The organism is Streptomyces sp. MK7 (assembly GCF_032658145.1).
GTDB classification, from domain to species: domain Bacteria; phylum Actinomycetota; class Actinomycetes; order Streptomycetales; family Streptomycetaceae; genus Streptomyces; species Streptomyces spiralis.
This window is the reverse complement of the sequence record NZ_JAVACL010000031.1, coordinates 22,804-34,177: the sequence shown is the minus strand read 5'-3', so window position 1 is coordinate 34,177 and position 11,374 is coordinate 22,804. Positions and strand designations below refer to the sequence as shown.

The following is an 11,374-nucleotide window of genomic DNA, read 5'->3' as shown; positions in this document are numbered from 1 at the left end:
TCGTTCGAGCGCATCGCACGGCCCAATCGGGTCAACAATCGTCGGAACGCGTTCTTACAAGGGTGCTTTCCGGGACGATGCGGCGAGGATCGCCAGACCAGCGGTCCGCAGCCTCTCCGTCCTGGGAGGACGCATGAGAAGACGCGCCGCCGTGCTGTTCGGCGCCGCCGCCGTCGTCGCCGGTTCCGTCACGGCCGTCCCCGCCGACGCGAGCCCGTCGCGCCCCGCGGCCGCCGTCCGGGCCCCCGCGGTCAGCTGGAGGAAGTGCGGCACCACCGACCATCCCACCCTGCAGTGCGGATCCCTGAAGGTGCCGCTGGACCACCGGCATCCGTCCGGGCGGCAGATCACGCTGGCGCTGTCCCGCGTCCCGCACACCGCGAAGACCTACCAGGGGCCGCTGCTGGTCAACCCGGGCGGCCCGGGCGGCAGCGGGCTCTCGCTCGCCTCCTTCGTGGCCTCCTCGCTGCCCAAGGCGGTCGCGGCGCAGTACGACGTCATCGGCTTCGACCCGCGCGGGGTGGGCGCCAGCGAACCGGCCATGACGTGCGTGCCGGACTACTTCAAGCCGGTGCGCCCGGACTCGGTGCCGGGCACCCCCGCGCTGGAGAAGGCCAACCTCGCGCGCGTCCGGTCCTACGCCGCCGCCTGCGGCCGGAAGTACGCGAACCTGCTGCCGCACATCGACACCGTCGACGCGGCCACGGACATGGACTGGATCCGCCGGGCCCTCGGCGCACAGCGGATCAACTACTTCGGCTACTCCTACGGCACCTACCTCGGCGCGGTGTACGCCAAGCTCTTCCCCGAGCGGGTGCGCCGCCTGGTCCTGGACTCGATCGTCGACCCGACCGGAGTCTGGTACGACGACAACCTCCGGCAGGACTACGCCTTCAACGACCGCCACCGCGCCCTCATGGCCTGGATCGCCAAGTACGACGCGACGTACCGGCTGGGCACGGATCCGGCGGTGGTCGAGGCCAAGTGGTACAGGATGCGGGCGGCGCTCGCCCGGCACCCCGCGGACGGCAGGGTCGGCGCCTCCGAACTGGAGGACACCTTCATGCCGGGCGGCTACTTCAACGGCTACTGGCCCGCCCTCGCCCGGGCGTTCGCGGCCTACGTGAACGAGGGGAAGACCGGGCCGCTGGTGCAGGCGTACGCCGACCACGGCGCCGTCGACGCCGCGGGCGCCAACGGCTACGGCGTCTACACCTCGGTGCAGTGCCGTGACACCGCCTGGCCGCGCGACTGGACACGGTGGCGCGCGGACAACTGGGCGGTGTACGGCAAGGCGCCGTTCATGGCCTGGAACAACGCCTGGTACAACGCACCGTGCGCCTTCTGGCCTGCCGCGCCCCGGCGGCCGGTGGACATCGCCAATGCCGAGTTGCCACCGGTCCTGCTGTTCCAGGCGACCGACGACGCGGCGACCCCCTACGAGGGCGGGGTGAGGGTCCATCACCTCCTGGCCGGCTCCCGCCTGGTCGTCGAGCGGGGCGGTGGCAACCACGGCATCACGCTGAGCGGCAACGGCTGTCTGGACGGGTACCTGACGCGGTATCTGACCGACGGCACGGTGCCGCGCGGCCGGGCCGGCGCGGCGGACGCGGAGTGCGAGAGGCTGCCCGACCCGAAGCCCGAGCGCACGAAGGCGGCGGTCCCCTCCTCGTCCGGCGCGTCGCGGGGTGCGACGCTGCACGGGCTGGTGGGCTTCCGCGGCTGATCCGGCCGTCGGGGGCGGGGGCCGGGCCCCGGTTGTCAGACCCGTGGTCCACCATGGAGCCATGACCGAGCCGACCCGGATCCCCGCCCCCGAGGGGGTCGCCCCCGCCGCGCAGTACACCCATGTCGTCATGGGCACCGGCCGCTTCGTCGCGGTCTCCGGCCAGCTCCCGCTGGACGAGGACGGCAAGCTCGTCGGGGAGGACGACCCGGCGGCCCAGGCCCGCCAGGTCTTCGAGAACCTCCGCCGCTGCCTCGCCGCCGCCGGGGCGGGCTTCGACGACGTCGTCAAACTCACGTACTTCGTCACGGACATGAGCCACATGCCGGCCATCCGCGAGGCCCGCGCCGCCCACATACCGGACGACCGCCTGCCCGCCTCCTCGGCGGTCCAGGTGGCCGCCCTGGTCCGCCCGGAGTTCCTGATGGAGATCGAGGCGTTCGCGGTGGTGGCCGAGTAGGGCGGGTCCCGCCGCCAGGGGTCCGTGCCGCGGCCGGGCCGGCGGTCGGCGCTGCTACGGCATCCGGACCGGCGGTCAGCACTGCCTCGGGATCCGGACCGCGGTCAGCACTGCTACGGCATCCGGACCGCGGTCAGCGCTGCTTGGGGATCCGGGCCAGCGCCCGTACCGCGGCCTCGGCGAGGGCCGGGTGGGCCAGGGCCTCGCCGAGGACGGGGCGGGCCCGTGCGTCGCCGAGCGTGCCCAGGCCCTCGACGCAGGCGAGGGCCACCCGGCGGTAGGGGTCGTTCGGGCGCAGTCGGCGTTCCAGGGTGGTGATCAGCGCGGGAACGGACTCGGGGGCACGCAGTTCCACCAGGAGGCGCACGGGGTGCAGCGCGTAGGCGACGCGCAGCTCGTTGGTGGCCAGGGCCGCCGCCGCCCGGGCGGTGCGGGGATCGCCGAGGCGGGCCAGGGCGTGGGCGGCGCCGGCGCAGCGCTGCGGGTCACGGTGGTTCAGGAGCAGGACCAGGGACTCGAAGGCCCGCCGGTCGCCCGCGAGGCCCAGCCGGAAGGCCGCGAGCTCCCTGGCCCACAGCGGCTGCCCCGGAGCCGTGAGGACCTCGGCCAGCTCCTCCGGGTCGTCGGTCGCCTCCAGCCGCCGGTACGCCGCCGTGCCGCCCGACTCCTGCCGTAAGCGCTCCGTGAGCGATCGCAACTCTTCGTCCACGAGGCTCACCCTAGGCGCCGAGCCACCCGAACGGGACCTACATCACAAACTCGGGGGGCTGGCGTGCTCGTTACCCACGGGTTAAGCTCAGACGAGCGAGTTACCCGCTCGCACCACCTCGCAGCGGCCTGGTGACGCAGCCGCCGCGAGGGTTGTCGGTTCGGTACGTCAGGTACCGCAGTACGACTCGGCTTGGGGACAGAGCCGGTCGGCATCCCGCCGCCGCCCGGGCGTGTGTACGCCCACGGCGAGCGGCACCGGGCGTGTGCGCTCGTAGCCCGGCCACACCCGCATTCCTCTTCTCGCACCCGGTGCGCGTTTCTTCGCGCACCGGGCCGCGTTCCCAGTCGTCACCCTCATTCCTGGAGTCCCGCGATGGCCACTCCCCTCTCCGACACCTCTCTGTCCCCGCTGAAGACGATCGCCGTCGTCGGTCTCGGCACCATGGGCACCGGCATCACCGAAGTCCTCGCCCGGGCCGGCCGCGAGGTCATCGGCATCGACATCAGCGAGGCGGCGGCCGCCCGGTCCGTCGCCGCCCTGGAGCTCTCCACCGCCCATGCCGTCGAGCGCGGCCGGCTCACCGCACAGGAGCGCGCGGACCTCCTGGCCCGGGTGCGCACCTCCACCGCACTGACCGCGGCGGCCGACGCCGACCTCGTCATCGAGGTGGCACCGGAGTCGTACGAGATCAAGCAGCAGATCTTCCGCGAGCTGGACGGCATCGTGCGGCCCGGGACGATCCTGGCGACCGGCACCAACGCCCTGTCCGTGACCCGCCTGGCCGCCGACTCGGCGCGCCCCGAGCGGGTGCTCGGCCTGCACTTCTTCAATCCCGCGCCGGCGATGAAGCTGGTCGAGGTGGTCTCCTCCGTGCTGACCGCGCCGCAGGCGGTCGCCGCCGTCACCGACCTCGCCGTGGAACTGGGCAAGGAGCCCGTCGCGGTCGGCGACCGGCCCGGGTTCGTCGCGGACGGGCTGCTGTTCGGCTACCTCAACCAGGCCGCCGCGATGTACGAGGCGAAGTACGCCTCCCGTGAGGACATCGACGCAGCGATGCGGCTGGGCTGCGGGCTGCCGATGGGCCCCCTCGCCCTGCTCGACCTGATCGGCGTCGACACCGCGCGTACGGTCCTGGATGCCATGTACGCCGAGTCGCGCGACCGGCTGCACGCGCCCGCGCCGATCCTCAAGCAGCTCAGCGAGGCGGGCCTGACCGGCCGCAAGGCGGGCCGCGGGTTCTACACCTACGAGGCTCCGGGCAGCGGCACCGTGGTGCGGGACGCGCTGACCCCGCTGGACGGCGACACCCTCGCCGCCGGCCGCCCGGTCCGCTCCGTCGGCGTCGCCGGCTCGGGGACCATGGCCTCCGGCATGGCGGAGGTGTTCGCGAAGGCCGGGTTCGAGGTGGTGCTCGCCGCGCGCAGCGCGGAGAAGGCGCAGGCGGCGAAGGCCCGTATCGGCAAGTCGCTTTCGCGCTCTGTCGACAAGGGGCGGCTGACCGCCGAGGCGGCCGCGCAGACCCTGGACCGGATCACGGCGACGTGCAGCTACGACGACTTCGCCGACGTGGACCTGGCCCTGGAGGCCGTCGCCGAGGACCTGGCGGTCAAGCAGCAGCTGTTCGCGACGCTGGACAAGGTCTGCAAGCCGGGCGCGGTGCTCGCCACGACCACCTCCTCGCTGCCGGTGGTCGCCTGTGCGCGCGCCACCTCGCGCCCGCAGGACGTGATCGGCATGCACTTCTTCAACCCGGCGCCGGCGATGAAGCTGGTCGAGGTGGTGCGTACGGTGCTGACGGCGGACGACGTCCACGCGACGGTCCGCGAGGTGTGCGCGAAGATCGGGAAGCACCCCGTGGACTGCGGCGACCGCGCGGGCTTCATCGTCAACGCGCTGCTGTTCCCGTACCTCAACAACGCCATCAAGATGGTGCAGGAGCACTACGCGTCCCTGGACGACATCGACGCGGCCATGAGGCTCGGCGGCGGCTACCCGATGGGCCCCTTCGAGCTGCTGGACGTGGTCGGCCTGGACGTGTCGCTGGCCATCGAGAAGGTCCTTCACCGTGAGTTCCGCGACCCGGGCCTGGCCCCGGCGCCACTGCTGGAGCACCTGGTGGCCGCGGGCTGCCTCGGCCGCAAGACGGGCCGCGGTTTCCGCGAATATGCCCGCCGCTGACCGAGGAACCGACCGGTTCCGGGCGGAGCGGGAGTGGGGCGGTCTGCTGGAGCCCGCCGCCCCGCCCCCGCCCGCCGGGCAGGGGGGAAGCCGGGGACCTGCGCACCGGGCCGCACGCATGCAGTACGTTCAGGGCATGTCCCAGCCCGCCAAGTCCTCACGTACACCAGCCACGCCCGACGCGCCGGAGAGCGCCGCGGGCTCCCGCGCGGCCGCCCAGCGGCTCAAGATGCGCCGGGAACTGGCCGCCGCCGCGATGGAGCTGTTCGCGACCAAGGGGTACGAGGCGACCACGGTCGACGAGATCGCCGCGGCGGCCGGGGTCGCCCGCCGCACCTTCTTCCGCCACTTCCGCTCCAAGGAAGAGGCGATCTTCCCCGACCACGACGACACCCTGATCCGCGCCGAGGCGGTGCTCAACGCCGCCCCCGCGCACGAGCACCCGCTCGACACGGTGTGCCGGGGCATCAAGGAAGTCATGAAGATGTACGCGGCGCAGCCGGAGATCTCGGTCGCCCGCTACAAGCTGACCCGCGAGGTGCCCACGCTGCGCGAGGCGGAGATCGCCTCGGTGGCCCGCTACGAGCGCCTGTTCACCCGCTATCTGCTGGGCCACTTCGACGAGCACGCGCACGCCGACGACGCCAACGACGACCCGCTGCTGGCCGAGGTCGCCGCCTCGGCCGTGGTCACCGCGCACAACCACGTGCTGCGGCGCTGGCTGCGGGCGGGCGGCCAGGGGGACGTGGAGACGCAACTGGACCACGCCTTCGCCATCGTCCGCAAGACCTTCGGAACCGGGATCGGGGCCGGCCGCACGACCGCGTCCCAGCCCGCCCCGGCCTCGGCGGCGGCGGTCTCCCGGCGGGGCGAGGTCCTGGTGACGGTCGCCCGCACCGACGCCCCGCTGGACGAGGTGATGCGGACCATCGAGGAGGCGCTGAAGGAGCGCTGACGTCGCGCGACGGCCCACGAGGGCCGGACGCACTGTGAGAACGGCCACCCCGCGGGGTGGCCGTTTTGGCATGTCAGGGGCCCCTTTCGCCCGGCCCCGAGGTGGCATTCGATCGATCATCGCTCATTTGTTGCGTAAAGATTTCGTCTGAGCGGAAGTTATGGCACTCAGTGCCTTGCCAGCTGACACGGGGTGTCATACGTTGAAGGAGTCCGGGCGACCGGCGTGCAGCGACCGCACCGCATGCCGGCTGTCCCAGCGGGCCCATGGTCCGCACGTCCGGACGCCTGCGTCACAGGCAACCTCCCGCGCCACAAAGCGCTGCCAGAGCACCACCCCGCCGAACCGACGGCACCCCCGCCGAACCCACGGCACCCTCACCCACCCCTCAGCAGCACCGACGTAACCCTCAGCGCCCCTCCCTCAGGGCGCCCATCGCCGGAGGCAACACCGTGACCGTGAAGGACATCCTGGACGCGATCCAGTCGCCGGACTCCACGCCCGCCGACTTCGCCGCACTGCCGCTCCCCGAGTCGTACCGCGCGATCACCGTGCACAAGGACGAGACGGAGATGTTCGCGGGGCTGGACACCCGCGACAAGGACCCTCGCAAGTCGATCCACCTGGACGAGGTCCCCGTGCCCGAGCTGGGCCCGGGCGAGGCCCTGGTGGCCGTCATGGCCTCCTCGGTCAACTACAACTCGGTGTGGACCTCGATCTTCGAGCCGCTGTCCACCTTCGGCTTCCTGGAGCGCTACGGCAGGCTCTCGGAGCTCACCAAGCGCCACGACCTGCCGTACCACATCATCGGCTCCGACCTCGCGGGCGTCGTCCTGCGCACCGGGCCGGGCGTGAACGCCTGGCAGCCGGGTGACGAGGTCGTCGCGCACTGCCTGTCCGTCGAGCTGGAGTCCTCCGACGGCCACAACGACACCATGCTCGACCCCGAGCAGCGCATCTGGGGCTTCGAGACCAACTTCGGCGGCCTCGCCGAGATCGCCCTGGTCAAGTCCAACCAGCTGATGCCGAAGCCCGCGCATCTGTCGTGGGAGGAGGCCGCCGCCCCGGGCCTGGTCAACTCCACCGCCTACCGCCAGCTGGTCTCCCGCAACGGCGCCGGCATGAAGCAGGGCGACAACGTGCTCATCTGGGGCGCCAGCGGCGGCCTCGGCTCGTACGCCACCCAGTTCGCCCTCGCCGGCGGCGCCAACCCCATCTGCGTCGTCTCCAGCCCGCAGAAGGCGGAGATCTGCCGGTCCATGGGCGCCGAGTCGATCATCGACCGCAACGCCGAGGACTACAAGTTCTGGAAGGACGAGCACACCCAGGACCCCAAGGAGTGGAAGCGCTTCGGCAAGCGCATCCGCGAACTCACCGGCGGCGAGGACATCGACATCGTCTTCGAGCACCCGGGACGGGAGACCTTCGGCGCCAGCGTCTACGTCACTCGCAAGGGCGGCACCATCACCACGTGCGCCTCCACCTCGGGCTACATGCACGAGTACGACAACCGCTACCTGTGGATGTCCCTGAAGCGGATCATCGGCTCGCACTTCGCCAACTACCGCGAGGCCTGGGAGGCCAACCGCCTCATCGCCAAGGGCAAGATCCACCCGACGCTCTCCAAGGTCTACTCCCTTCAGGACACCGGCCAGGCCGCCTACGACGTCCACCGCAACCTCCACCAGGGCAAGGTCGGCGTGCTCTGCATGGCCCCCGAGGAGGGCCTCGGCGTGCGCGACGAGGAGATGCGCGCCCGGCACGTCGACGCCATCAACCGCTTCCGGAACATCTGAGAGGCGTCCATGAGCGAGCGTCAGCCTGCCGGAGCCGCGCAGGCGCACAGGGAACGGGACCGGCCGTGGCTCATGCGGACCTACGCCGGCCACTCCACGGCCGAGGCGTCCAACGAGCTGTACCGGCGCAACCTCGCCAAGGGCCAGACCGGTCTGTCGGTGGCGTTCGACCTGCCGACGCAGACCGGCTACGACTCCGACCACGTCCTCGCCCGCGGCGAGGTGGGCCGGGTGGGCGTGCCGATCGCCCACCTCGGTGACATGCGCCGCCTGTTCCAGGACATCCCCCTGGAGCAGATGAACACCTCGATGACGATCAACGCCACGGCCATGTGGCTGCTGGCGCTCTACCAGGTCGTCGCCGAGGAACAGGGCGCCGACATCACCAAGCTCCAGGGCACGACCCAGAACGACATCGTCAAGGAGTACCTGTCCCGGGGAACCCATGTCTTCCCGCCGGGACCCTCGCTCCGGCTGACGACGGACATGATCGCGTACACGGTCTCCCACATGCCCAAGTGGAACCCGATCAACATCTGCAGCTACCACCTGCAGGAGGCGGGCGCCACGCCGGTGCAGGAGATCGCGTACGCGATGTCCACCGCGATCGCCGTCCTGGACGCGGTGCGCGACTCCGGCCAGGTGCCGCAGGAGCGCATGGGCGACGTGGTCGCCCGCATCTCCTTCTTCGTCAACGCGGGCGTCCGCTTCGTCGAGGAGATGTGCAAGATGCGCGCCTTCGGCCGGATCTGGGACCGGATCACGCGCGAGCGCTACGGCATCGAGGACCTCCGGCAGCGACGGTTCCGCTACGGCGTCCAGGTCAACTCGCTCGGCCTGACCGAGGCCCAGCCGGAGAACAACGTCCAGCGGATCGTGCTGGAGATGCTGGCCGTCACCCTCTCCAAGGACGCACGCGCGCGTGCCGTGCAGCTGCCGGCCTGGAACGAGGCGCTCGGCCTGCCCCGCCCCTGGGACCAGCAGTGGTCGCTGCGCATCCAGCAGGTGCTCGCCTACGAGAGCGATCTGCTGGAGTACGACGACATCTTCGAGGGCTCGAAGGTGATCGAGGCGAAGGTGGAGCAGCTGGTCGAGGCGGTGATCGCCGAGATCGACCACATCCAGGAACTGGGCGGCGCGATGGCCGCCGTGGAGTCCGGCTATCTGAAGTCGCAGCTGGTCGCCTCGCACGCCGAGCGCCGGGCCCGTATCGAGTCCGGTCAGGAGAAGATCGTCGGCGTCAACATCTTCGAGGGGACGGAGCCCAACCCGCTCACTGCCGACCTGGACACCGCGATCCAGACGGTCGACCCTGCGGTCGAGGCCCGTGTCATCGCCTCGCTCCAGCGCTGGCGCGACACCCGTTACCAGCCGCCCTTCAACCACCCGCGCCCCTGCAAGGCGCTGGAGCGGCTGAAGGAGGCCGCCAAGGGCACGGGCAACCTCATGGAGGCCACCCTGGAGTGCGCCCGCGCGGGTGTCACGACCGGGGAGTGGGCCGGGGCGCTGCGGGAGGTGTTCGGCGAGTTCCGGGCGCCCACCGGGGTCTCCTCCGCGCCCGTCGCGGTGGCCGCCGAGGAGGGCTCGGCCCTGGCCGACGTCCGCCGGAAGGTGGATGCCACCGCACGTGACCTCGGTGTCGGCAAGCTGCGCTTCCTGGTCGGCAAGCCCGGCCTGGACGGGCACTCCAACGGCGCGGAGCAGATCGCCGTCCGCGCCCGCGACGCCGGGTTCGAGGTGGTCTACCAGGGCATACGGCTCACGCCGGAGCAGATCGTGGACGCGGCCCTCGCCGAGGACGTGCACGCGGTCGGCCTGTCCATCCTCTCCGGTTCGCACGCCCAGCTGGTGCCGGACGTGCTGGAGCGGCTCCGTGTGGCCGGTGCCACAGATATACCGGTGATCGCGGGTGGCATCATCCCGAACGGTGACGCCGAGCAGCTCAGAGCCGCCGGAGTGGCCGCCGTCTTCACCCCGAAGGACTTCGACATCACCGGAATCATCGGCCGCATCGTCGACGAGATCCGGAAAGCGAACAAGCTCGACCCCCTGGAGGTCCCCGCATGACTACGCCCGTCAACCGCCTTCGCCCGCGGCGCTCCTGTCTGGCCGTACCGGGCAGCAACCCGCGCTTCCTGGAGAAGGCGCAGGGCCTCCCGGCCGACCAGGTCTTCCTGGACCTGGAGGACGCGTGCGCGCCGCTGGCCAAGCCGGAGGCCCGGCACACCATCGTCAAGTTCCTCAACGAGGGTGACTGGACGGGCAAGACCAGGGTGGTGCGCGTCAACGACTGGACGACCGAGTGGACGTACCGGGACGTCGTGACGGTGGTCGAGGGTGCCGGCCCCAATCTTGACTGCATCATGCTGCCGAAGGTGCAGGACGCCCAGCAGGTCGTCGCTCTTGATCTGCTGTTGACGCAGATCGAGAAGACGATGGGCTTCGAGGTGGGCCGCATCGGTATCGAGGCGCAGATCGAGAACGCCCAGGGCCTCAACAACGTCAACGAGATCGCCCAGGCCTCCCCGCGCATCGAGACGATCATCTTCGGCCCGGCCGACTTCATGGCGTCGATCAACATGAAGTCCCTCGTCGTGGGCGAGCAGCCGCCCGGCTACCCGGCGGACGCCTACCACTACATCCTGATGAAGATCCTGATGGCCGCCCGCGCCAACAACCTCCAGGCGATCGACGGCCCCTACCTGCAGATCCGCAACGTCGACGGCTTCCGCGAGGTCGCCGGCCGTGCCGCCGCGCTCGGCTTCGACGGCAAGTGGGTGCTGCACCCCGGTCAGGTGGACGCCGCCAACGAGGTCTTCTCGCCCTCCCAGGAGGACTACGACCACGCCGAGCTGATCCTGGACGCGTACGAGTACTGCACGTCCGAGGCGGGCGGCAAGAAGGGCTCCGCGATGCTCGGCGACGAGATGATCGACGAGGCCAGCCGCAAGATGGCGCTGGTCATCGCGGGCAAGGGACGCGCCGCCGGCATGACCCGTACGTCGAAGTTCGAGATCCCGGAGGCCTGAGCGCGATGCAGTTCGGACGCACCTACGAGGAGTTCGAGGTCGGCGCGGTCTACAAGCACTGGCCGGGCAAGACGGTCACGGAGTACGACGACCACCTGTTCTGTCTCCTCACCATGAACCACCACCCGCTCCACATGGACGCGAACTACGCGGAGCGGACGACGGACTTCGGCAAGAACGTCGTCGTCGGCAACTACATCTACTCCCTGCTGCTCGGCATGTCGGTGCCGGACGTGTCCGGCAAGGCGATCGCCAACCTGGAGATCGAGTCGCTGAAGCACGTGGCGCCCACCTTCCACGGCGACACGATCTACGGCGAGACGACGGTCCTGGACAAGTGGCCGTCGAAGTCGAAGAACGACCGCGGCATCGTCCACGTCGAGACCAGGGGCTACAAGCAGGACGGCACACTGGTGTGCGTGTTCCGCCGCAAGGTCATGGTGCCGACCGAGACGTACATCAAGGAGCGCGGCGGCGAGCAGCCGGGCCGCCCGGAACTCGAGCAGCAGGAGAAGTAG

The 11,374-nt window shown here is 70.8% G+C and carries 9 protein-coding genes; 8 read left to right on the top strand and 1 reads right to left on the bottom strand.

All coding sequences use genetic code 11. The features are described 5' to 3' along the window. Positions 1-133 precede the first annotated feature (133 nt). Positions 134-1,726 carry an alpha/beta hydrolase gene (locus R2S09_RS27900; RefSeq protein ID WP_316744066.1) on the top strand — a complete coding sequence of 531 codons (1,593 nt, stop codon included), beginning with the start codon at positions 134-136 and terminating at the stop codon, positions 1,724-1,726. Between the two features lie 61 nt (positions 1,727-1,787). Next, positions 1,788-2,186 carry a RidA family protein gene (locus R2S09_RS27895; RefSeq protein WP_306187895.1) on the top strand — a complete coding sequence of 133 codons (399 nt, stop codon included), beginning with the start codon at positions 1,788-1,790 and terminating at the stop codon, positions 2,184-2,186. Between the two features lie 133 nt (positions 2,187-2,319). Here R2S09_RS27895 and R2S09_RS27890 read toward each other — a convergent pair whose 3' ends face one another. Beyond that, positions 2,320-2,895: an adenylosuccinate lyase gene (locus tag R2S09_RS27890; protein ID WP_316744006.1), complete on the bottom strand. Its 576-nt coding sequence runs from the start codon at positions 2,893-2,895 to the stop codon at positions 2,320-2,322. 375 nt (positions 2,896-3,270) lie between these two features. Between R2S09_RS27890 and R2S09_RS27885 the strand changes: the two genes are divergently transcribed. From R2S09_RS27885 to R2S09_RS27860, 6 genes are all read left to right on the top strand, one after another. After that, the gene (locus R2S09_RS27885) at positions 3,271-5,076 is read left to right on the top strand and encodes a 3-hydroxybutyryl-CoA dehydrogenase (RefSeq protein ID WP_316744004.1); all 1,806 of its coding nucleotides are present in this window, start codon (positions 3,271-3,273) and stop codon (positions 5,074-5,076) included. Positions 5,077-5,212: 136 nt separating this feature from the next. Continuing rightward, complete coding sequence (locus R2S09_RS27880; protein WP_316744003.1) at positions 5,213-6,031, top strand: TetR family transcriptional regulator; 819 nt, start codon at positions 5,213-5,215, stop codon at positions 6,029-6,031. Positions 6,032-6,489: 458 nt separating this feature from the next. Continuing rightward, positions 6,490-7,827 (top strand): crotonyl-CoA carboxylase/reductase, encoded by a 1,338-nt coding sequence (gene ccrA, locus R2S09_RS27875; protein ID WP_306188094.1) that lies wholly within the window; start codon positions 6,490-6,492, stop codon positions 7,825-7,827. Between the two features lie 9 nt (positions 7,828-7,836). Beyond that, positions 7,837-9,894: a protein meaA gene (locus tag R2S09_RS27870; protein ID WP_316744002.1), complete on the top strand. Its 2,058-nt coding sequence runs from the start codon at positions 7,837-7,839 to the stop codon at positions 9,892-9,894. Continuing rightward, entirely contained in the window at positions 9,891-10,856 is a 966-nt protein-coding gene (locus tag R2S09_RS27865) for a CoA ester lyase (protein ID WP_306187904.1), read from the top strand. The genes R2S09_RS27870 and R2S09_RS27865 overlap by 4 nt, the downstream gene beginning before the upstream one ends. A gap of 5 nt (positions 10,857-10,861) precedes the next feature. Then, positions 10,862-11,374, top strand: coding sequence for a MaoC family dehydratase (locus R2S09_RS27860; RefSeq protein WP_306187907.1), 513 nt, complete (start codon positions 10,862-10,864; stop codon positions 11,372-11,374).

What these genes read in the sequence shown, in the direction of transcription:
- R2S09_RS27900 (WP_316744066.1), top strand. Translation starts at nt 134, where the DNA reads ATGAGAAGACGCGCCGCCGTGCTGTTCGGCGCCGCCGCCGTCGTCGCC.
- R2S09_RS27895 (WP_306187895.1), top strand. Translation starts at nt 1,788, where the DNA reads ATGACCGAGCCGACCCGGATCCCCGCCCCCGAGGGGGTCGCCCCCGCC.
- R2S09_RS27885 (WP_316744004.1), top strand. Translation starts at nt 3,271, where the DNA reads ATGGCCACTCCCCTCTCCGACACCTCTCTGTCCCCGCTGAAGACGATC.
- R2S09_RS27880 (WP_316744003.1), top strand. Translation starts at nt 5,213, where the DNA reads ATGTCCCAGCCCGCCAAGTCCTCACGTACACCAGCCACGCCCGACGCG.
- R2S09_RS27870 (WP_316744002.1), top strand. Translation starts at nt 7,837, where the DNA reads ATGAGCGAGCGTCAGCCTGCCGGAGCCGCGCAGGCGCACAGGGAACGG.
- R2S09_RS27865 (WP_306187904.1), top strand. Translation starts at nt 9,891, where the DNA reads ATGACTACGCCCGTCAACCGCCTTCGCCCGCGGCGCTCCTGTCTGGCC.
- R2S09_RS27860 (WP_306187907.1), top strand. Translation starts at nt 10,862, where the DNA reads ATGCAGTTCGGACGCACCTACGAGGAGTTCGAGGTCGGCGCGGTCTAC.